Raw genomic sequence first — 22,263 nt, forward strand, 5'->3', positions numbered from 1 at the left:
AAAATAGGAAATAATTATGAAGAAAGATAAAATTGCAGTTATAGCTGGTAATGGTGAATTGCCAAAGAAGATTATAAATAAACTAAAAAAAGATAATAAAGAGTTTATAGTTATATCCTTATTGGGAGCTATAAATATAAATGATTATGCTGATTATGAGAATTACTCTTTTTACCCAGGACAAATGAAAAAGATTCTAAGTAAGTTAAAAGAATGCAAAGTTAATAAAGTTGTTTTAGCTGGGGGTCTAAAAAGACCATCTATATTTGATGTAAGATTAGACTCTTTATCTTATAAGATATTAGCTAAAGCAGTAATGCAGGGTCTAGGAGATGATGCTCTTCTTAGATTAATAATGAAAGAGATTGATAAAGTCGGGGCAACTGTTGTTGGTGCTCATGAAATTTGTCCTTCTCTAACAATGAACAAAGGTGTTTTGGGCAAGGTTAAGCCTTCAAAAAAAGATTCTTTAAATATTGATAGAGGTATAAAAGTTTTACAAGCAACTGCAGATTTAGACATGGGGCAATCAATAGTTATTGATGAGGGTGTAGTGGTAGGAATAGAGGCTGTTGAAGGAACTGAAGAGCTTATAAAAAGATGTGGTAAACACAAGCTTAGTGAAAAAGGTGGAGTTCTTGTTAAGATGAAAAAATCTTCTCAAAGCGATAAGGTTGATATGCCAACTATAGGTGTTAAAACCGTAGAGCAAGTTTACGAGGCTGGGTTTTCTGGTATAGCAATTGAATCAGGTAATGTTTTGGTTATAAATCAAGATGAACTAATAAAAAAAGCTAATGAGCTTAAAATTTTCATAAAGGCATTTTAGAGGAAAGATAATGACAAAAAAAATATTTATTATAGCAGGAGAGGATTCAGGAGATATATTAGCTTCTGGTTTAATGAAAAGAATAAACACTAAAGCAGATGTTCAATACTTCGGCATAGGTGGAGATTTAATGAAAGCGGAAGGCTTAGAAAAGTCTTTTTTCTCTATGGATGAGTTATCTGTCATGGGGCTAGATATTGTTCCTCAAATACCACACTTTTTGAGGAGAATAAATGAAACAGTTGAAGAGATATTAAGAGTTAATCCTGATGTTGTTGTTACAGTAGATGCTCCAGAGTTTTCTTTTAGAGTTCTAAAAAAACTTAGAGCTAAAAATAAGTATATAAAATTGGTTCATTATGTTTCTCCTAGTGTTTGGGCTTGGAGAGAAAAAAGAGCAGAGAAAATATCTAAATTTTTAAATGCTGTTTTGCTGTTATGGCCTTTTGAGAAGAAATATTATCCAGATATAAAAACTTTTTATGTTGGGCATCCTGCAACAATGAGGTTTAAAGAGTTAAAAGAAATAAAGACAAATAAAATTCTTTGTTTGCCTGGCTCAAGAAAAAAAGAAGTATCTAAGCTTTTGCCTGTGTTTACAAAAGTTATTAATAAGCTTTATGAAAAAGATAAGACAATATCTGTTGCTATTCCTGTCGCTCCAAATGTTGCAGAGTTAGTAGAAAAACTATCTCAAAAAATAAATGCTAAAGTAACTCTAATTCATGATGATGATAAAAAGAAAAAGCTAAATGGTAAGATTGCGATGGTTGCAAGTGGAACTGCTGTTTTTGAAATTGCTCTAAAAGAGATACCTACTGTTTCTGCTTATAAAATGGGTAGGGTTGCAGGACTTATTGGTAAGATAATGATTAAATCTAAGTGGGTTACTTTGCCTAATATCATTATGAATAAGCAAATTGTTCCAGAGTTGTTACAAAGAAAATGTAATGAAAAAGCGATTAGAGAAGAGCTGGAAAAACTTCTTTATAACGATAAAGAAATATTGAAACAAAGAAATAACTTTAAGAAGATGAAAAATAAATTAAAAGTTGGTAGAGTTAATCCAGATATTGAAGCTGCTAAAGCTATAATGAAGTTCTTATAATTAGATGACTTTATAATGTAAAAAAAAGCCCGCTTTCGCGGGTTTTTTAATTAATTAACTTTGCCGTGGCAGTGCTTATATTTTTTACCACTTCCACAAGGACAAAGAGAGTTTCTTGGTAACTTAGACCATGTCTCTGGTTTGCTTTTATTAAATTTAGCATTCTTAATTGTCTTAACTTCTTCATTTTCAGTTTTTTCTAATGCTGGATCTACGCGAGTTTCGTGCATTTCTTGCTCTGGTCTTAAAGCTCCAATAGCTTTTTCATTAGTTTGGAACTCTACATGAGTAAGAATAGAAGTAACTCCTTCCTTTAATGATGCTAGCATCATTTCAAAACGATTGAATGCTTCTCTTTTGTATTCGTTAAGAGGATCTTTTTGTCCATAAGCTCTTAATGAGATGCCAGTTCTTAAATGATCTAGAGAAAGAAGGTGTTCTTTCCACAGGTGATCCATAACTTGTAATAAAATACCTTTTTCAACACTTCTAATTACTTTAGGCCCATATTTAGAGACTTTTTCTGCCATATATTTATTAGAAAGGTTAATAATTCTTTCAAGTAATTCTGTTTCGCCTAAGCCTTCTTCTTTTATCCAATCTGAGAATGGAAATTCGATGTTTAAGAACTTTTTACAAGCTATATCCATGCCTTCAACATCCCATTGCTCTTTATAAGACCCCTTTGGTACATGGTTGTAAACAATGTCTTCAATCACTTCATGACGGAAATCTTTAATTGTTTCAGAAAGGTCATTAGCAGCCATTATTTCTTTTCTTTGGTCGTAAATAACTTTTCTTTGATCATTCATAACATCATCATATTTAAGTAGATTCTTACGAATTTCAAAGTTTTGTGCTTCAACTTTTTTCTGAGCTTTTTCTATAGCTTTGTTAATCCAAGGATGAACTAAGGCCTCACCATCTTTCAGACCAAGAGTTTTAAGTACTGCATCCATTCTTTCAGAACCAAAAATTCTCATTAGGTCATCTTCAATAGATAGGAAAAATTTAGATTCACCTGCATCACCTTGACGACCTGTTCTACCTCTTAATTGATTGTCAATTCTTCTGGATTCATGTCTTTCTGTTGCAAGAACATATAACCCTCCTGCTTCCATCGCTACTTCTTTAGCTTTTTCAATTTCTGCTTCAATTTTTTCTGTGATTTTTTTTATTTTCTTTTCATCTGTGATACCGTTAAGTTCTTTTTCAAGTCTCATTTCAAGGTTACCACCTAGTTTAATATCTGTACCTCTACCAGCCATATTTGTAGCAATAGTGATTGCTCCTGGTACACCAGCTTGAGCAATTATATATGCTTCTTGTTCATGGAACTTAGCATTTAGAATGTTATGTTTTATTTTATGTTTCTTTAGTAGTTTAGATAAATCTTCTGAGTTTTCAATTGAAGTTGTTCCAACAAGAACAGGTTGATTTCTATCGTGGCATTGTAGAATTTGATCAACGATAGCTTTATATTTCTCTTTTCTTGTTCTATAGATTTCATCATCTTGATCTATTCTAGCAATAGGTAAATTTGTTGGTATTGCTAAAACATTTAAATCATAAATTTCAGAGAACTCTGCTTCTTCTGTAAGAGCTGTACCTGTCATTCCAGATAATTTAGGGTACATTCTGAAGAAGTTTTGAAATGTTACAGAGGCAAGAGTTTGGTTTTCTTGCTGTATTTTAACATCTTCTTTTGCTTCTAAAGATTGGTGCAAGCCTTCAGAGTATCTTCTGCCAGGCATCATTCTTCCTGTAAATTCATCAATGATAATCACTTGATCGTCTTTTACTATATAGTCTTTATCTTTTTCAAATAATTTATGAGCTTTTAAAGCTTGATTTATATGATGAACTAAATTTACATTTTGCATATCATATAAGCTTTCGCCTTTAAGCATTTTATTTTTTATTAGTAACTCTTCAACATGATCATTACCTTGCTCTGTAAGAACAACTGTTTTTTGTTTTTCATCTTTTTCAAAATCATCATCTTCTAATAGAGGTATTATTTTATTAACTTTTTTATATTCCTCAGAGAAATCTTCTGTTGGACCAGATATAATTAATGGAGTTCTAGCCTCGTCAATTAAAATAGAGTCAACTTCATCAATTATAGCGAAGTTAAAGTCTCTTTGTACTCTGTCTTCTTCTCTTAGTTTCATATTGTCTCTTAGGTAGTCGAAGCCAAATTCATTATTTGTTCCATATGTTATATCACAGGCATAAGCTTCTTTTCTTTCTGTGTCATTAAGTCCGTGATAAATCTTTCCAACAGTTAATCCTAAGAATTCATATACTTGACCCATCCAGTTAGCATCTCTTTGAGCCAAATAGTCATTTACAGTAACAACATGAACACCTTTGCCTGATAGAGCATTTAGATATACAGGTAGAGTGGCTACTAATGTTTTACCTTCACCTGTTTTCATTTCAGCAATGTCTCCATTGTGAAGAGTAAGCCCACCTATTAGTTGAACATCAAAAGCTCTCATGTTTAAAACTCTTTTACCAGCTTCTCTCACAACCGCAAATGCTTCTGGTAAAATAGAATCTAAAGATTCGCCATTTTTTATTCTTTTTTGGAATTCTTTTGTCTTTGATTTTAATTTTGTGTCTGATAATTTCTCGATTTCTGCTTCTAGACCATTTATTTTTTCTACGATTTTTTGTAGAGATTTAATTCTTCTTTCATTTTGAGAACCAAATAATTTGCTTATAAGCTTCATAGTTTTACTCTTTTCTTTCTGTTAAATCATTGTAATAATTTGATTTATAACGATATGTACTTTTTATTCTAAATTGAAATATATACTATATTATTCCAAAAATTATTTCTTTAAATATATATAGAGTTTAAATCTCTAAAAATCAAGCCTTTTTATTTAATTAATAGTGTTGACATATTTGCTAATTTGTATTAAAATTCGGGCGATTTAAAAATTCAATAAAAAAGAAAGGTTTTTTATGACAAATCAAGTTGAAAAAAACTGGGAAGGCTTCATTCCTGGTGAGTGGAACGACTCTATAAACGTTAGAGACTTTATCCAAAAAAACTATACTCCTTATGAAGGAGACGATTCTTTCTTAGCTCCTGTTACAGAAAGAACAACTTCTATATGGGAAGAAGTTTTAACATTAATGAAAGCTGAAATTGCTAAAGGTGGTGTTTTAGATTGTGATACATCTACTCCATCAGCTGTTAATGCATTTAAAGCTGGTTACATTAACAAAGACAAAGAGATTATCGTTGGTCTGCAAACAGATGCTCCTCTAAAAAGAGCTATCATGCCTTACGGTGGTTATAGAATGGTTCAAGCCTCTTGTGATGCTTATGGACTAGAAGAAGATAAAAACATCAGAGAAGTATTTACAAAATACAGAAAAACTCATAATGATGGTGTTTTCCAATCTTATACTCCTGCTATAAGAGAATGCAGAAGAAGTGGTATTATTACAGGTCTGCCAGATGCTTATGGTAGAGGTAGAATTATCGGTGATTACAGAAGAATCGCTCTTTATGGTATCGATAGACTTATCGAAGATAAAATGGCTCAAAAAGCTGTTACAGATGGTAACCTATTAAATGCTGCTGATATTTTGGAAAGAGAAGAAATCTCAGAACAAATTATTGCTCTTGGTCAAATGAAAGAAATGGCTGATGCTTATGGTATTGATATTTCAAAACCAGCTAAAGATACAAAAGAAGCTGTGCAATTCACATACTTCGGTTACTTAGCTGCTATTAAAGATCAAAACGGTGCTGCTATGTCTCTAGGTAGAGTTTCTACTTTCTTAGATGTTTATGCAGAAAGAGATATTAAAGCTGGAACTTATACAGAATCAGACATTCAAGAAATTATGGATGATTTCATCATTAAATTAAGAATGGTTAGATTCCTAAGAACTCCAGAGTATAATGCTCTATTTAGTGGAGACCCAGTTTGGATTACAGAAACAATCGGTGGTATGGGATTAGATGGTAGAACTCTTGTAACAAAGAACTCATTCCGTTTCCTACATACATTAACAAATATTGGTCCTGCTCCAGAGCCAAACCTAACAGTTTTCTGGTCAACTAAATTACCAAAAGGTTTCAAAGATTTCTGTGCAAGAATGTCTATTGAAACATCTTCAATCCAATACGAAAATGATGATCTAATGATTAAAGATTTCGGAGACGATTATGGTATCGCATGTTGTGTTTCTCCAATGACTATTGGTAAACAAATGCAATTCTTCGGAGCTAGAGCTAACTTAGCTAAAGCTTTATTATATGCGATTAACGGTGGTGTTGATGAAAAATCATTCAAAAAAGTTGTTGATGGTTTCGAACCAATTACATCTGAATACTTAGATTATGATGAAGTTTGTGAAAAATTTGATAAAGTTATGGACTGGTTAACAAAAACTTATGTTAATGCTTTAAATATCATTCACTTTATGCATGATAAATACTACTATGAAAAAGCTCAAATGGCTCTTATGGACAGAGAAGTTGAAAGAAATCTAGGTTGTGGTATTGCTGGTTTCTCAGTTGTTGTTGACTCTCTATCAGCTATTAAAAATGCTAAAGTTAAAACAATCAGAAACGAAGACGGAGTTGTTGTTGATTTCGAAATCGAAGGTGATTATCCAAAATTCGGTAACAATGATGATGCAGTTGATGATATCGCTGTAAGTGTTACAAAACAATTCATGGATAAAATTAGAAAAATCCCTGCTTACAGAGATGCAGTTCCTTCACAATCAATCTTAACAATTACATCTAATGTTGTTTATGGTAAGAAAACAGGTAACACACCTGACGGAAGAAAAGCTGGTGAGCCATTTGCTCCAGGTGCTAACCCTCTACATGGTAGAGATACACATGGTGCTCTAGCATCATTATGCTCTGTTGCTAAAGTTCCATTTGCTGATGCTAAAGATGGTATTTCAAATACTTTCTCAATCATTCCTAACTCTTTAGGTAAAGATGAAGCAACTAAAATCGGAAACTTAACAGCTCTTCTAGACGGATATGTTTCTAAAAGCGGACAACACTTAAATGTTAATGTTCTTAACTTAGAAACTCTTCAAGATGCTATGGAGCATCCTGAGAATTATCCTCAGTTAACAATTCGTGTTTCAGGTTATGCTGTGAACTTCATTAAGTTGACAAAAGAACAACAACTTGATGTTATCAGCAGAACTTTCCACGAAAAAATATAGGAAAGCTATGTTAACAGCGAATATTCATTCTATTGAGACAGCGGGTACTCTTGACGGAATTGGCATTAGATATGTCATTTTCATGCAAGGGTGCCCCCTTCGCTGTAAATTTTGTCATAATCCAGACACTTGGTTTGGTAAGACGGATAAACAGAGAACAGTTGAAGAATTAGTTAATGATATATTAAAATATAAAGAATTTTTCACATTCTCAAATGGAGGTGTAACTCTTTCAGGAGGCGAGCCTTTATTGCAAAAGAAATTCGTTTTAGAGCTATTCAAAGAGCTTAAGAAAAACGGAATACATACCGCTTTAGATACATGCGGTTATATAGATATAGATGATACTATATCAGAAATATTAGACTATACGGACTTATTATTGTTTGATATTAAAAATATTGATTCAAAAGATCATGAAGAATTAACCGGTAAACCTAATGATAAGATATTAAAGTTCTTAGAGTTTGCTGATACAAAAACAAATTTAGAAATATGGATTAAGCTTGTTTTATTAACAGGAACAACTGCTGAAGTTGATTATCTTGAAAAGGTAGCTGAACATATTAAAGACTTCAAACAGATTTCTACAGTAGAGTTATTGCCTTATCATAAAATGGGAGTTCATAAGTGGGAAGCTTTAGGTTATGAATATAAGCTAGATATTGATGAGCCAAGCAAAGAAGCAGTTAAAAAAGCTGTAGATGTTTTTAAGAAAACAAGATTTAAGGTTATCTGCGCTGAGTAGAAGAACTAAGTTTTATAAATATTAAAGATAACTCAAATAGTATAACAATTACAGAAGCTAAAATCAGTTGAGATATTACATCTGGTGGAGTTAAAAATGCTCCTAATATAAAAGCAATGATTATAAAATATTTCCTAGCTTTTTTAAGAGTTTCAAAACTTACAATGCCAATCTTAACTAATAAAGAAAGAATAACTGGAGTCTCAAAGCATAGCCCAAAAGCTATTATTAAGCTCATTATCAAAGATAAGTATTCACTTATTTTTGCAGTTAGCTCTATACTATCGCTTTGAAAGCTTAAAAAGAAGCTCCAAGCATTAGGGATTACTAAAAAGTAAACAAAAGCTCCTCCTAAGTAAAAAAGAATAGGAGTCATTATTATAAAGGGAAGTATTGCTTTTCTTTCATTTATATAAAGTCCTGGAGAGATGAATCTCCATAATTGTATTAAGCAAAATGGTATGGATAAAAATAAGCCTCCAAAATAAGCAACCTTTAAATAAGTAAAAAAACCTTCTGTAAGGTTTGTGTAAATCATTTTATTATTTTCTAGCGGAGAAGCTAGAAAGGCAAAAATTAAATCTGAAAAATAGTAAGATATACCGAATGATATTAAAAAGAATAAAAAACAGCTTATTAACTTATTTCTAAAATCAGAAAAGTGAGAGGTTATGTGATCTTTTTTATTCATCATCTTCAACCTCTTGATTTATTATTGCATTATCAATGAAGTCGTTTAGGTGATGGTTTATGCCTCTTGAGAATATTCTGATTTTGGCTAATACTTTTCCTAAATTCTTCATGACAATAGGAACATCTTTAGGAGCAATAATTAATATTGCTACAAAAACAATTATTATTAATTCATTTGCTCCTAGAGAAAACATTATTTAGTTTTTTTCTTTGCTGCTGTTTTTTTAGCAGGAGCTTTTTTTGCAGTATTTTTCTTTTTAGCAGGAGCTTTCTTTTCTTCTACGATTGGCTCTTCGCTTGCTAAGCCTTTGTTGAATGCTTTTATACCTTTTGCAATGTTCTCCATAATTGTTGGGAACTTGCCTGTTCCAAAAACGATAATTACTATTAATGCGATTATTATAATTTGTGGTAGAGATATACTCATGAACTTACCTTTCTTTTTTGTTAGTCTTTTTTATATTAAAATTTTTACTATTATATGTCAATATCTATGTTTATTTACACATATTTCCAAGTTTTGTGTATTCTTCAACAGTATCTATTTTCCCCTGCTCTATGGTTCTTTCTTTAACCATTCTCTCTATTAAGGGAGCTAGGTCGTCCTCAACTTTTTTGAGCAAATTAACTTTTGCATTAGAGTTTACTAAGCCGCTTGTAATTGGATATAGAGCTTGTTTTCTTAAGTTGTTTTTAATTTTATCTCTGTATTTCTTTAATATAGCTATATCAATCTTAACATGTTGTCTTTCGTGAGTTATAACAGTGTTGTACTTGCAACTGCCTCTTTTATACTCTTTCGCTACAAATATGGTAGGAGAGAAAACCCAATTAAAATTTATAGTATCAATCCAATAACATGCCTTGCCAACATCTGGATATGTTAACCCTTTTAATTTTGCACTTATTTTATAATTAGGAAATTTGCTTGACATAATTCCTTCATTTATCCACCCTGCCCATTGAGCTGATTTAGTTAAGTTCGCGGCTGTTAACTGTTTGGTAGTTTTTGAAAAATTGAATTTTGTCGGTGTTTTTCTCATAGAAAAATTTATTTTGGGCTTCGGAGCTTCGGGACAAGTAAAAGCAAAAGATTTGTGTTGCCTTAAGGCTAATATCATTAACATGTAGAATATAGTTTTTTTCATTTTCCGCTTCTTTCTGGTTATTTGTGATTTTATTATACATAAAAAAATGATTTATACAAGAAGCTTATTACAAAAATAAAATATTGAAAAAAATAAAAAAACACTTTACATCTATGTTGATATATGCTTTATTTAAGGTAGCTATAATTTTAACAAGGGCATAATATGAAGAAAATCAGTATAAAAATAATGTTGTTTTCATTATTGTTTGTGACAAGCTTGGCTCAAGCTGAATCACATAATCCTTTCACCATGAAAGGAGCTGGAGAGTTTACAAAAGCTGATAGAGAAAAACTAGAAAAAGAAATTCAGGGTCAAGTAGATATGAGAATTTCTGTGCTAGAAGAAAGAATAAGAGTTGAGATAGACCAAATTAGAAGAGAAAATGCTGAAAAGAACAGTGTTAGAAGAAATCAATCAAATAGACTTCCTTTTGATGGAGATAATAATTCTAATTTAGACAGTTTTGAAACTGCTAAACCTAAAGTAAATAAATTCAAAGATGCTATGTTTATCGGTTGTATAGATAAGAAAGCTCTTTATAAGAACAAAAAAACAAACGAACAATTTTTTATACCAGTAGAAGAGGCGAAAGAAAATGAAGAATTTAATAAAATGGGTGGCTGTGGCTTTTAATGCTTTCTTGTTGATTGCATGTTCCCCTCCATTACCAGATACAAATTTAGACGATATGAATGGCTTCGAACAGAAGCAGCACTTTAAATGGGCAGAAAGAAAACCTCTTCGTAAAGTTAAACTTGCGGGAGATTTCTTTATATCTAAACAGTTAGATTCAAATCTACCTAAAAGCAAAGCAAAACAACCTATATCAATTAAGTTTTCAGGGAGAATTGGTACAGTAGGTGATATTGTTTTCATGCTTGAACAAAAAGGCTTTCCTGTTTCTTATAACTGGACCGTATATGATGAAGGTGCAAGTAGCCTAGGAGGAAGTAGTAGTGATATCTCTGACTCTGACTCTGATAGCGATATAGATTTTGAAGAAGATTTTTCATCAAGTGCTTCGTCAAATGGTAATGCTCTAAGTGCTATAACTCAGCTGGAAAAAAGAGTTGTTCCTTTTAAAACATATAAAGGTACAATTGGCGGACTTTTAAAAAGACTTAGAAGTGCAATGAATATTTCTTATTGGTATGAAGATGGAACTATTTTCTTATCTACAAAACAAGAGTATGTTGTTTCTGTTCCTCAACAAAAAGATATTATAGATTCAATTTCAAGTGAGATTACAGCTTTAGGTGCTACAGATGTTTCAACTTCTTTGACAGCTGGTCAAATAGTTTATTATGCAAAACCAAGATCTCAACAAAACTTGATAAAACCATTTTTGCAAAGAATTTCACATAACTTAAGTGAGATTACATTGCAGGTTGCTCTAGTGCAGGTTGAGGTTAAAGGCAATAAATCTACAGGTTTTGATTGGGATGCATTTAAACTTGAATTGAAAGACCCTACTGATAGCTCTAAAAATAGTAATGCTGTAACAATTCAACCATATAATGGAGATTCTGATAATCCGACAGGAAATATCTCTGGTAAGTTCTTTAGAAAAGGTATCTCAATATTCGGAACTGAAACAGATGTGTCAGTTGATATGGCTATTAATATTCTATCTACTTTAGGTAGAACAACTACAGAACAAAATGTTGAAATGAGAACAATTTCTGGTAAAGAAGTAAAACTGGAATCTGTTAAAGAAGAGGCTTATGTTTCTGGATATGATGGTGGTAGCTATGGCGATAATCCTGAACCTCCTTCTCCAAAATTTGATACTGTTGAAACAGGTCTTACTTTAACATTCTTGCCGGTTTTTGATGCTTATAATGCAATCGTAACTATTGATGCTAACTTTGAGCTAAGTAATAGATTGGCTGATACAACTGTTAATGCTGGGGGAGACTTTAAAGAGATAACAGTTAAACCAAATATTAAAAAAGACAATCTTCAAGATGTTGTTAGAATACCAGTTGGTGAAACAGTTATTTTAGGTGGTTTGATGAGTGAGATTAGTAATGATAATAGAACAACTCCAATGGGAGCTTGGTCTTTAAATAGTGCTAAGATTAGCTCTAATAAGCAAGCTTTGTTCTTAATTATAAGACCTTTAGTTACTCTTTATGAAACAGAAGGAAATGAAATGAGCTTAGATGAAGAAAAGGTAGTTAAAAATGTAAAGTATAATTACAATAAAGCTCAAGAAAAGAAAAAAGAAGATGAGAAAAAAGCTCTTGAAGAAGCTGAAAAAAAGAAAGCTCAAGAAATAAAGCAAGCTAAAGAAAAGGTTAATAGAAAAGCTTTAGAACTAGAGCAAAAAAGAAGAGAAAAAGAAAAGCAAAAAGCTGAAATGGAAAAAAAGCTTGAGCAAATAAAAAAAGAGATGGAAAAGAAACATCAAGCTATGTTAGAAAAAACATCTCAAGAAAACTCTAGGCTAAAAGCTGAATTGGAAGAGCAAAAAAAGGTTAGAGCTGTTTTAGAAGCTGAAGAAGAGTGGAAAAAAGAAGAGGTTGTAGAAGATGTTTCAGAAGAGATCTCTGAAGAAGAAATTAAAATACCACTAAGCGAAGAAGAGCTTAAAAAGATTAAAATGCTTAACATGCTAAGAGGAATTAAGAACTAGGAGATATTATGGCTGATATAAAAGATGATTTCATAATAAGTGATAATAGTGATATCTCTGATGAAGTGGATATGGGAGAAGAACTTATATCTGGAGACTTTAACTCTATAGAAGATATTGATGTTTTAGAAGAAAAAACACAAGGTATTGTTGGAGGTAAAGATTTAGTAGATGGTGAAAAAGATGATTTTCTTTTAAATAAGGGTCATAAAAATCGTAAAAAGACAAAAAATGTTGATATCGAAAAAGTTAACAGAAGAAGTAAGAATAATATAACATCTGCAAGAACTGTAGTTATTGACTTTTTGGATGGAACTAGTAAGAAAAGTGAAGCTATTGCTTATGCTAGAGGTTTTATTGATAACCATTATCCTGTTCCTGCTGATTGCTATATGTATGCAATAGCAAATGAAGGTGGTTATGCAGTAGAAATTCATGATGGTGGAGATGGTAAAGCTTATTTGCCAGAAATAATAAAGACTTTACAAGAAGACCCAACAGCTTGTATTTGTATAAGAAACAAAAGAAGAGTTCTTGAAATAAAGAAAAGTGATAAAGAAGGGTTTTCTTCAATATTATTACCAGAAGGTATTGATTCTGTCGAAACAAATATAGTGAATATTTGCCCTTCAAATACAAATATGACACCGTATAGTTTTAAGGCATTACCTTTTGCTTTGGTTGGAATGGTTTTTGGTGCTTTAGGATTCTCATTCTTAATTATTTCTTTGATTGTAGGTGTTTTAGCTAGAACTGCTCCTGTTAAAACCCTTCCTGTTACAAAGGTTAATAACTTACCTATACAGCAATGGGATGAATTAATGAATAATTATTCTGATGAAAAGTATGTTGGTAAATTATCTTATGTTTCTGATAAATGGAATGTTGAAAATAAGATTTCTCCATTGTTTGTGCCTAAAAAGGCAGAAGAAGATAGTGCTGTAGAGGAAGTATCTATTAATAAAGAAATAGAAGCTGAGTATATCTTATCAGATGGAGATAAAGCAAAAATAGATATTAAGATACAAGAGGAAATTATAGAGATTGAAGATGAATCTCTATCAAAAAATGAATTTGAAGCTGATTTTCCTCAAGCAGAGGTAAAAGAAGATATTATAGAAAATTCTTCAATACAAGACTCTAAAGAAATAGAGAAGGTAAATAAAACTCTTATAGATGAAGAAGAGGTTGATTTATTGACACCTCCTGCTCATCCTGAAGATCTTTCAGAGATTAAAGATATAGAACTAATAGAAGATACTTTATCAGAGGAAATGCCTCCGATAGAGGAATATGATTTAACATATCCTACAGAAATGTAAAATAGCTTTGTTAAGGAGGAAGTTATGGAAGATAAAATTAGAGAGCTAGCTTATCAAATTTGGGAAGAAGAAGGTTGTCCTCACGGTAGAGAGATTGAGCATTGGAATATGGCTCAACAAAGATTGCTAGAAGCAGAATCTAAAACTGTAAAAGCAAAAAAAGCTCCAGCAAAAAAGAAAGTAGCGCCAAAAAAGGTATCTATAAAAAAGAAAGTGGCGCCAAAGAAAAAAGCTGCAATAAAGAAGAAATAGTTTTATTTAAACTATCAGCATAGCTTTTTAATAGAAATAACATATTTCTATATTACTTTGTTAACTAAGGATTTAATATGTCAGACTTATTTCATCATTTTATAAACGGAGACTTGCATGACTCTTTTGCATATTTTGGCATGCATAAACATGGGTCTGATATAGTAATTAGAACCTTTTTCCCCTATGCAAAATCTATAGAGGTCATAAATAAAAACAATAATAACTCTTTAGGTTTTATGAATGAGATTTATAATAGTTCAGTGTTTGAGCTTGTTGTGAAAAAAGGGAAAAAAACACCATATTTTTTAAGAATAACAAACTCTCATAATCATGTAATGGATTTAGAAGATGCTTATCGTTTCCACTCTATTTTTGGAGAGATTGATAGACATCTTTTAGCAGAAGGCACTCATTTTAAATCATATAATAAAATGGGAGCACACCCATGTGAGCTAGAGGGGGTTAGAGGAACCTCTTTTGCGGTTTGGGCTCCTAATGCTTGTAGGGTTTCTGTGGTTGGAGATTTTAATGGCTGGGATGGTAGAAGACACATAATGAGATATCACCCTTCTTGCGGAGTTTGGGAAATGTTTGTGCCTCATGTTTCCGTTGGAGATGTATATAAGTTTGAAATAAAGAGCAAAGATGGTAAGGTTATGCCTCTAAAGGCGGACCCTTATGCTTTTTGTGCAGAGAAGCCTTCAAAAACAGGCTCTGTTGTTCACGGAGTACAAGATTATAAATGGCAAGATAAAAACTGGATGAAATCTAGGGATGCGGATAGGAATTCTCCATTAAATATATATGAGGTTCATGCAGGCTCTTGGAAAAGAAAAAATGGCGGAGAGTTTCTCTCGTATAAAGAATTAGCAGATGATTTGATTCCTTATGTTAAATGGATGGGATATACTCATATTGAGTTGTTACCAATATCAGAGTATCCATTTGAAGGCTCTTGGGGATATCAGACTATTGGGTTATATGCTCCAACTGCTAGGTTTGGCAATCCTGAAGATTTTAAATATTTTGTGGATAAGGCTCATCAAGAAGGTATAGGAGTTATATTAGATTGGGTAGCAGGACATTTTCCTAAAGATGAGCATGGGCTAGGGTGCTTTGATGGAACAAAGATATATGAACATGAGGATGCTAGAAAAGGAGAACATAAAGGTTGGGGAACTTTAATATATAATTATTCTCGTAAAGAAGTTAAAAATTATTTGCTGTCTAATGCTCTGTATTGGATGGATGTTTTTCATATAGATGGGCTAAGAGTTGATGCTGTTGCTTCTATGCTTTATCTGGATTATTGTCGAGAGCCTGGTGAATGGGTTAAAAATGAATACGGTGGAAGAGAAAATATAGAAGCAGTTTTATTCTTAAAGGAATTAAATGAGGTTATATATAGAAAATTCCCAACAGCAATCACTATTGCTGAGGAATCTACAGATTGGGGTATGGTATCTCAACCAACTTATGATGGAGGGCTAGGCTTTACATATAAGTGGAATATGGGCTGGATGCATGATACTCTTAGATACATTAAGCAGGACCCTATTTATAGAAAGCACAATCACAAAGACCTAACATTCGGTATGCTATATTTTTATAATGAGAACTTTGTATTGCCAATTTCTCATGATGAAGTAGTTCATGGCAAGAGCTCTCTTATCGGTAGAATGCCAGGAGATGAGTGGCAGAGGTTTGCTAATTTAAGAGTTTACTTAACTATGATGATGACATATCCTGGTAAAAAGACTCTCTTTATGGGGTGTGAGTTCGGGCAGTACGATGAATGGAAATATAAAGGCAGTCTTGATTGGCATTTAAATCAATATGCTGTTCATAAAGGGGCTCAATTGGTTACAAGAGATTTAAATCATTTATATAAGGATGAGAAGTCATTATATGAGTTTGATAATGATCCTGAAGGATTTCAGTGGATAGAGTGTAATGATGCAGAAAACTCTGTTCTTTCTTACATAAGAAAATCAGATGAAGAGCATATGGTGGTTGCTTTAAACTTCACTCCAGTAATTAGAGAAGAGTATCGTTTAGGAGTTCCTGAATATGGATATTATAAGGAAGTATTTAACTCTGATTCTGAGTATTATTCTGGATCAAATGTTGGTAATTTAGGTTTAATACATAGTGATAAAATACCGATGCATGGATTTGATTACTCTATAAAAGTCTGCCTCCCACCCCTCGCAGGAATTATATTGAAAAAGAAATAAAAAACTAGCTACCGAAGTAGCTAGCTGTAAATATCGAAATAAATTTCTTATTAACGACTAGACATTTAAATCCAATATGCTATCTATATAATTCATTAATAATTTAATCGATAAATTAATTATTATATATTTTTAATATAAAGTCAACTTGTTTTTTGTAAATATATATTTTATATTATATTAAAATAAAACATGGAGGATAAAGTATATGAAATATAGATTAGGTTTAGATATGGGTTCAACTTCAATTGGCTGGAGTATTGCTGAACTAAATGAAGATGATATAGCAGTTGATATAATTGATACAGGTGTTAGAATATTCCCAGATGGTAGAGATGATAAAAGTAAAGAGTCTCTATGTGTATCAAGGAGAAATGCTAGAGGAGCAAGAAGACTGCATAATAGATATAAGCAAAGAAGATCAGACTTAATAAATAAACTTATAGAAATAGGTTTGTTTCCTATGAATATTGAAGATAGAAAGTCTTTAGAAAAACTAAATCCATATAAGTTGAGGAGCGATTCCGTTAATGAAAAATTAACTAAATATGAACTGGGGAGAGCTTTATTTCATTTATCTCAAAGAAGAGGTTTCAAATCTAGTCGAAAAGACGATGCAGAACAAGGAGGAAAGTTAAAAGATGGTTATAAAAAGTTACAAGAGGAAATGTTAGAGCATAATTGCAAAACTTATGGACAATATTTATATAAAAAACTTAAAAATGGAGAAAATGCAAGATTAAATGATGCTTATGATGACAGTGGTAACTTTATAGGCAATGCTTCTTTTCCGTTTAGAGATACATATATAAATGAATTTGATATAATTTGGGATAAACAAGCCGAGTTTTATCCCGATGTTTTAAATTTAGAAAATAAGAATAAAATAAAAGAAACTATATTTTTTCAAAGAGCTTTAAAAGAGCAGGAAGAGGGAACTTGCACTCTTGAAAAAGGAGAACCAAGAATTGCAAAAGCTCATCCATTGTTTCAAGAATTTAGATTATTACAAACAATAAATATTATTAAGTATGCAGAAAAAAATGATACTAATTATAGAAATTTAACACAAGAAGAAAGAGATAAGCTTTTACATATATTAAACAATCCTCAAGATTATGATACAACTGCAAAGGGTAGAATTAATTTAGGAAAGATAAAAAAATATTTAAATTTACATAAATATGGCAAGTTCAATTTAGAAGGTAAAGGATTTAAATATAGCAAAACAGCTGAAGATTCAAAATCAATTAATACAAATTCTACAGTTTTTGCTATATATAATGAAAAATCTAACACTGAAAATTTAAAGAAGGAATGGAGTAATATATCTTCAGAACAACAAGAAAAGGCTATTGAAATAATATCAAGACCAGATATAGATAAATATCAAAAATTATCCGCAGATGATTATACAAATTTAGTTATAAAAGAATTAATTGCAAAAGTTTCTTTAACAGAAGAATCTGCAAAAGAATTAGCTATGTTGAATTTAGAAGATGGTTTTGGTAATTTATCAAAAAAAGCCATAAGAAATATACTACCTTATTTACGAGAAGGTTCGCTCTACAGTGAAGCTTGTGAAAAAGCAGAATATCATCATTCTCAAAAAGAATATGAGCATATTGATAAACTTCCATATTATGGAGAAATTCTTTCAGAACATTGTTTGGGAAAAAAATCTCAACCTAAAAACATAGAAGAAGAATTTGGTAAAATAAACAATGCCACAGTTCATGTTGCTCTTAATCAAATTAGGCATCTAGTAAATGAAATTATATCTTTATATGGAAAACCTTTTGATATAGCGATTGAATATGGAAGAGATTTATCTGCTGGCTCAAAAGAGCGAAGTAAAATGACAAATGTAAGAGATAAAAATGAGAAAGAAAATGAAAAAATAAGAAAAGAGTTGATTGACAAAGGTATTTTAACAGATCCTAAAAGATATGACATCCAAAAATATAAAATATGGAAAAATTTAGGAATAGGTAAAGGAGATAAGGTTTTAGATAGAGAGTGTCCTTTCTCAGGAGAAAAGATATCTCTAACAGAATTGTTTAACGGGAATAAATTTCAAATAGAGCATATATTACCATTTTCAATAACATTAGATGATTCTTTAAATAATAAAGTTATAGCTTTAATAACAGCTAATAAGTTTAAAGGCAATAGAACTCCATGGGAAGCTTTTAACGAATCCCCTAATGGTTATAATTGGGATGATATTAAAAGAAGAGCAATGAAATTATCTTCTGAACAACAATGGAGATTTAATGAAAATGCTATGAAGAAGTTTTCTGATAAAGAGGGCCCGATAGCGAGAGCTCTAAATGATACTAGATATATGACTAGACTATTACAAGAATATCTTTTGCCAATTTGTAGGGAAGATGGAAAGAAGACAGTTTTATCAGTTCCAGGTAAGTTAACTAGTTTAGTTAGGAAGTCTTGGGGCTTAAATGAATATAAAGAAAAAACAAAAGATGTTGGTTATAATCCTGAAACTGGAGAAGTTATTGAAGAAAAAAACGAAGATTATAGAGCTTTTCATAATCACCATGCTATGGATGCTATAGTTATTTCTTCTCTATCTAGATCTCAATTGCAACAAGTTGTTCCTGAAATGAAAAGGTGTTCTAATGATATTATGAACCATTTTAAAGATGATTTTTATAAATTAAGAGATTCTTTAGTCTCAAAAGAAGAAAAAAAAGAATTGAAAAAAAGAATTCGTGATTTTAGAGAATGTAAAGAACAAGGAATTATTTCAGAATATATACCTATACCTAAAAAATTGAATGTATTTAATATAAAAGAAAAAGTGGCTAATATAAATATATCATATAAACCTAAAACTAAAAATCCGTATGATTTAAAATCTACAGTCGGACAATTACATGAAGACACTGCTTATGGGATAATTGGATTCTTAGATGATAAATCGTTAAAAGCAAAATTTCATGTTCATAAAGAAGATAAAAATAAAAAAGTAGATGCTTTAAAAGATAACAGTATTGTTAGTTATATACCAATGTTTCATACTCAAGAAGATAAAAAAGCTTATTATAATGCTTATAAAGAATGGTTTATTAATGATGGTAAAGCAAAATTAATGAATGCAAAAACAAAAGAAGAAAAAGCTCTTAAAAAAGAACAATCTGAAAAAGAATTGCAAACAGTTCTCGCTTTAAGAGAAGCTTCTTTAAAATCTTTTAAATGGTTTGTTGGAGGAGGAAATTTCTGTGCGGAGATATATGAAATTAATCCTCAAAACAAACATAAAGGAGTTGCAATGAAAAATGCTGGAAAATGGGAAGGAGAAATCATTTCTAATTATAATGCAACAGTTAGAGCACATAATAATGAACCTATAAGCTACTTACATTATAAATATCCTAATGCTAAAAAGATTATGACTTTAAAAATGAATGACATGGTCATGGCAACATTTAATAAAGAACAAGCTTTCGATGATAAATTCCCTAAAGGTATTCAAAATTATGTTAGAGAGAAATTTAATAAAGAGAAAAATTTAGAAAATATTGCTATTTTGTTTAGGGTTAAAAAGATTAATTCAGCTGGAACATTATTTTTAAGACCTCATAATATTGCAAAAGAGGAAGCTGATAAAAAATGCTGGATAGCTTCTATCTCTGGTATGGGAAATTGCAATGCTAAAAAAGTTTTTGTTTCTTCAACAGGAAAAATTAAAGATGTTAAATAATATCATTGAAATTTCTACGGATAATAAAAAGCTTTCTGTTTATAGGGGTTTTTTAAGAATTGAAGGAAATTCGGATGTTCTAAAAGATATAACTTTTGATGCAATTAACTCCCTTATAATAACAGCTCGAGGAGTCATTTATACAAATAATTTATTGCAACAGCTGTGCGAAAGAGGAATACCTTTAGTAATTTTAGGTAAAAATTTTCATCCTATAGGGACATTATTATCTTGTATTGGTAATTATAAACAAACTGAAGTTCAGTTGAAGCAAATTGAAAATAAAAAACCATTACAAAAACGAATATGGCAATTAATAATTCAAGAAAAGATAAAAAATCAATCAAGAGTTTTAGACAGTTGGAATAAAAAAAATGAATTAAAATGTTTACATAAAAAAGTTCTTTCAGGAGATTCTACAAATATAGAGGCTTATGGGGCTAGGTTATATTTCAAATCTCTTTATGGAGAAGATTTTATTCGTAATAAAGACATGGAGGGGATTAATTCTTTTCTAAATTATGGTTATGCTATTATAAGAGCGGCTCTTGCAAGATATGTAGTTGCTTCAGGGTTAAATCCATCTTTTGGAGTAGAGCATCATAATAAGTTAAATCCATTTTGTTTAGTTGATGATTTAATTGAACCTTTTCGCCCAATAGTTGATAATACCGTATATGCAATTTTTCAAGAGAATAATGTTTCAGAATTAACTACAGAATATAAAGCTAAACTATCAAATTTATTAACAGAAGAATTTTATAACGGAGAAGGATTTTCTCCACTATATGTTATATTGCAACAAATAGTTCGAGATTTAGTGAAAATATATGAAAGCAAGAATGTTAATTTTAACTTTAATTCTCATTTAATAAAAGAAGATTTATTTTAAATGAAAGAAGAAAAAAGATATTTAAATGGGAGGAAACTTATGTGGATGATGGTTATGTTTGATTTACCTACAGATACATCTGTTCAAAGAAAGTCTGCAAGTAAATTTAGGAAGTTTTTGTTAGATACAGGTTTTGAAATGGTGCAGTTTTCTGTCTATACTCAATTTACAGGAACATGGGAGTCTTCTCAAAAATATGTTAATAACATCAAAGAAAATACTCCTAAATATGGAGATATAAATATATTATTTTTTACAGATAAACAGTTTGAAAATATTATCCATATAGAAAATTTAAAAGAAGAAAAATTAAGAGAAAAGCCTAATCAGTTCGAACTTTTTTAAGAAAATGAAAAACGAATCGATAAAAAAATAATTATATTTTCAAAAAAAATGAAAAAAACATATGAAAAAACATGCATAAAAAGCCATTTTTTTTATAGGTTAATATAAAGAAAAAGCCCCCACCCAGAGGGCTTTTCGACTATCTATTATAGCATATTGGATTTAAATGTCTAGTCGCAACGGAAATGCCGTAGATATATCAACAAGCACAATTATAGCATATTGGATTTAAATGTCTAGTCGCAACAAATCGTCATAAGGCAACATTATTTGTTTTATTATAGCATATTGGATTTAAATGTCTAGTCGCAACTATTGGGGATGAAATATGGGATGTTAGATTATTATAGCATATTGGATTTAAATGTCTAGTCGCAACTTTATCTCCTTTTCCTTTTGTTTTTTTTATATTATAGCATATTGGATTTAAATGTCTAGTCGCAACAAGAAGAACTTAAACAAAGAATCCTTGAGGATTATAGCATATTGGATTTAAATGTCTAGTCGCAACTTTCCAATCACATAAGAACGAGTCCTCAACATTATAGCATATTGGATTTAAATGTCTAGTCGCAACGAGACTCTCCTACATCTTGATAGCCTCCTAATTATAGCATATTGGATTTAAATGTCTAGTCGCAACTATATGAACGGCTTTTGCTTTTGTTTTAATATTATAGCATATTGGATTTAAATGTCTAGTCGCAACTAGCTGGACTGATGAGTTTAAACAGATGTTATTATAGCATATTGGATTTAAATGTCTAGTCGCAACCCTAATCAAACAGTTAAGTTTTTGCATAGAATTATAGCATATTGGATTTAAATGTCTAGTCGCAACTTTACTCTCCTTTTCCTTGAGTATTGTTTTATTATAGCATATTGGATTTAAATGTCTAGTCGCAACCTATTATGTACTCATCCATCTCTTTTGTAGATTATAGCATATTGGATTTAAATGTCTAGTCGCAACTTATCTTTGCCTTTCTGCTCCTGCAATAAGATTATAGCATATTGGATTTAAATGTCTAGTCGCAACATGTAAATTAGGTTTTCATAAGTGGGAATAATTATAGCATATTGGATTTAAATGTCTAG

Annotated in this window: 17 protein-coding genes and 1 CRISPR repeat array (1 of these 18 running past the window's edge); of the genes, 12 read left to right on the forward strand and 5 right to left on the reverse strand. The window is 30.9% G+C overall.

The window, feature by feature from the left end:
* Window positions 1-16 precede the first annotated feature (16 nt).
* Complete coding sequence (lpxI, locus tag OIF36_01780; protein MCV6599197.1) at window positions 17-829, forward strand: UDP-2,3-diacylglucosamine diphosphatase LpxI; 813 nt, start codon at window positions 17-19, stop codon at window positions 827-829.
* Window positions 830-839: 10 nt separating this feature from the next.
* Window positions 840-1,937, forward strand: coding sequence for a lipid-A-disaccharide synthase (gene lpxB / locus OIF36_01785; protein MCV6599198.1), 1,098 nt, complete (start codon window positions 840-842; stop codon window positions 1,935-1,937).
* A gap of 50 nt (window positions 1,938-1,987) precedes the next feature.
* On the opposite strand, the gene secA is transcribed toward lpxB, so the two are convergent.
* A complete protein-coding gene (secA, locus tag OIF36_01790) occupies window positions 1,988-4,675 on the reverse strand; it encodes a preprotein translocase subunit SecA (protein MCV6599199.1) in 2,688 nt (895 codons plus the stop codon).
* Between the two features lie 238 nt (window positions 4,676-4,913).
* On the opposite strand from secA, the gene pflB reads away from it, so the two are divergent.
* Together pflB and pflA are read left to right on the forward strand one after the other, a co-directional pair.
* On the forward strand, window positions 4,914-7,157 hold the full coding sequence (pflB, locus tag OIF36_01795) for a formate C-acetyltransferase (protein MCV6599200.1): 2,244 nt from the start codon (window positions 4,914-4,916) through the stop codon (window positions 7,155-7,157).
* Window positions 7,158-7,164: 7 nt separating this feature from the next.
* Window positions 7,165-7,905 (forward strand): pyruvate formate-lyase-activating protein, encoded by a 741-nt coding sequence (pflA, locus tag OIF36_01800; protein ID MCV6599201.1) that lies wholly within the window; start codon window positions 7,165-7,167, stop codon window positions 7,903-7,905.
* Here the strand turns inward: pflA and tatC are convergent.
* The 4 genes from tatC to OIF36_01820 form a co-directional block, all read right to left on the reverse strand.
* Window positions 7,889-8,599 (reverse strand): twin-arginine translocase subunit TatC, encoded by a 711-nt coding sequence (gene tatC / locus OIF36_01805; protein MCV6599202.1) that lies wholly within the window; start codon window positions 8,597-8,599, stop codon window positions 7,889-7,891. The genes pflA and tatC overlap by 17 nt on opposite strands.
* Window positions 8,589-8,792: a twin-arginine translocase TatA/TatE family subunit gene (locus tag OIF36_01810; protein ID MCV6599203.1), complete on the reverse strand. Its 204-nt coding sequence runs from the start codon at window positions 8,790-8,792 to the stop codon at window positions 8,589-8,591. The genes tatC and OIF36_01810 overlap by 11 nt, the downstream gene beginning before the upstream one ends.
* Window positions 8,792-9,025, reverse strand: a complete 234-nt coding sequence (locus OIF36_01815; GenBank protein ID MCV6599204.1) for a twin-arginine translocase TatA/TatE family subunit — start codon at window positions 9,023-9,025, stop codon at window positions 8,792-8,794. Before OIF36_01815 ends, OIF36_01810 begins: the two co-directional genes overlap by 1 nt.
* Before the next feature lie 70 nt (window positions 9,026-9,095).
* Window positions 9,096-9,641: a hypothetical protein gene (locus OIF36_01820; GenBank protein ID MCV6599205.1), complete on the reverse strand. Its 546-nt coding sequence runs from the start codon at window positions 9,639-9,641 to the stop codon at window positions 9,096-9,098.
* Window positions 9,642-9,911: 270 nt separating this feature from the next.
* Here OIF36_01820 and OIF36_01825 point away from each other — a divergent pair, with 270 nt between their 5' ends.
* The 8 genes from OIF36_01825 (at window position 9,912) to cas2 (ending at window position 21,165) form a co-directional block, all read left to right on the forward strand.
* Window positions 9,912-10,382, forward strand: coding sequence for a hypothetical protein (locus OIF36_01825; protein ID MCV6599206.1), 471 nt, complete (start codon window positions 9,912-9,914; stop codon window positions 10,380-10,382).
* Complete coding sequence (locus tag OIF36_01830; protein MCV6599207.1) at window positions 10,345-12,387, forward strand: hypothetical protein; 2,043 nt, start codon at window positions 10,345-10,347, stop codon at window positions 12,385-12,387. The genes OIF36_01825 and OIF36_01830 overlap by 38 nt, the downstream gene beginning before the upstream one ends.
* 8 nt (window positions 12,388-12,395) lie before the next feature.
* On the forward strand, window positions 12,396-13,709 hold the full coding sequence (locus tag OIF36_01835; protein ID MCV6599208.1) for a hypothetical protein: 1,314 nt from the start codon (window positions 12,396-12,398) through the stop codon (window positions 13,707-13,709).
* 24 nt (window positions 13,710-13,733) lie between these two features.
* Window positions 13,734-13,961, forward strand: a complete 228-nt coding sequence (locus OIF36_01840; protein MCV6599209.1) for a DUF2934 domain-containing protein — start codon at window positions 13,734-13,736, stop codon at window positions 13,959-13,961.
* Window positions 13,962-14,038: 77 nt separating this feature from the next.
* Window positions 14,039-16,201 carry a 1,4-alpha-glucan branching protein GlgB gene (glgB, locus tag OIF36_01845; protein MCV6599210.1) on the forward strand — a complete coding sequence of 721 codons (2,163 nt, stop codon included), beginning with the start codon at window positions 14,039-14,041 and terminating at the stop codon, window positions 16,199-16,201.
* 208 nt (window positions 16,202-16,409) lie between these two features.
* On the forward strand, window positions 16,410-19,928 hold the full coding sequence (cas9, locus tag OIF36_01850) for a type II CRISPR RNA-guided endonuclease Cas9 (protein ID MCV6599211.1): 3,519 nt from the start codon (window positions 16,410-16,412) through the stop codon (window positions 19,926-19,928).
* On the forward strand, window positions 19,918-20,820 hold the full coding sequence (cas1, locus tag OIF36_01855) for a type II CRISPR-associated endonuclease Cas1 (protein MCV6599212.1): 903 nt from the start codon (window positions 19,918-19,920) through the stop codon (window positions 20,818-20,820). The genes cas9 and cas1 overlap by 11 nt, the downstream gene beginning before the upstream one ends.
* Window positions 20,821-21,165, forward strand: a complete 345-nt coding sequence (gene cas2 / locus OIF36_01860; protein MCV6599213.1) for a CRISPR-associated endonuclease Cas2 — start codon at window positions 20,821-20,823, stop codon at window positions 21,163-21,165.
* A 145-nt stretch (window positions 21,166-21,310) separates the two neighbouring features.
* Window positions 21,311-22,263: a CRISPR direct-repeat array (repeat unit 36 nt; unit sequence ATTATAGCATATTGGATTTAAATGTCTAGTCGCAAC) (it continues 138 nt past the right edge of the window).

The organism is Alphaproteobacteria bacterium (assembly GCA_025800285.1).
Classification (GTDB): domain Bacteria; phylum Pseudomonadota; class Alphaproteobacteria; order JAOXRX01; family JAOXRX01; genus JAOXRX01.

Coding starts and splice junctions, on each gene's coding strand:
- cas2 (MCV6599213.1), top strand. CDS start 20,821: ATGAAAGAAGAAAAAAGATATTTAAATGGGAGGAAACTTATGTGGATG.
- cas9 (MCV6599211.1), top strand. CDS start 16,410: ATGAAATATAGATTAGGTTTAGATATGGGTTCAACTTCAATTGGCTGG.
- OIF36_01815 (MCV6599204.1), bottom strand. CDS start 9,025: ATGAGTATATCTCTACCACAAATTATAATAATCGCATTAATAGTAATT.
- OIF36_01835 (MCV6599208.1), top strand. CDS start 12,396: ATGGCTGATATAAAAGATGATTTCATAATAAGTGATAATAGTGATATC.
- OIF36_01820 (MCV6599205.1), bottom strand. CDS start 9,641: ATGAGAAAAACACCGACAAAATTCAATTTTTCAAAAACTACCAAACAG.
- cas1 (MCV6599212.1), top strand. CDS start 19,918: ATGTTAAATAATATCATTGAAATTTCTACGGATAATAAAAAGCTTTCT.
- OIF36_01840 (MCV6599209.1), top strand. CDS start 13,734: ATGGAAGATAAAATTAGAGAGCTAGCTTATCAAATTTGGGAAGAAGAA.
- OIF36_01825 (MCV6599206.1), top strand. CDS start 9,912: ATGAAGAAAATCAGTATAAAAATAATGTTGTTTTCATTATTGTTTGTG.
- tatC (MCV6599202.1), bottom strand. CDS start 8,599: ATGATGAATAAAAAAGATCACATAACCTCTCACTTTTCTGATTTTAGA.
- lpxB (MCV6599198.1), top strand. CDS start 840: ATGACAAAAAAAATATTTATTATAGCAGGAGAGGATTCAGGAGATATA.
- OIF36_01830 (MCV6599207.1), top strand. CDS start 10,345: ATGAAGAATTTAATAAAATGGGTGGCTGTGGCTTTTAATGCTTTCTTG.
- glgB (MCV6599210.1), top strand. CDS start 14,039: ATGTCAGACTTATTTCATCATTTTATAAACGGAGACTTGCATGACTCT.
- lpxI (MCV6599197.1), top strand. CDS start 17: ATGAAGAAAGATAAAATTGCAGTTATAGCTGGTAATGGTGAATTGCCA.
- pflA (MCV6599201.1), top strand. CDS start 7,165: ATGTTAACAGCGAATATTCATTCTATTGAGACAGCGGGTACTCTTGAC.
- secA (MCV6599199.1), bottom strand. CDS start 4,675: ATGAAGCTTATAAGCAAATTATTTGGTTCTCAAAATGAAAGAAGAATT.
- pflB (MCV6599200.1), top strand. CDS start 4,914: ATGACAAATCAAGTTGAAAAAAACTGGGAAGGCTTCATTCCTGGTGAG.
- OIF36_01810 (MCV6599203.1), bottom strand. CDS start 8,792: ATGTTTTCTCTAGGAGCAAATGAATTAATAATAATTGTTTTTGTAGCA.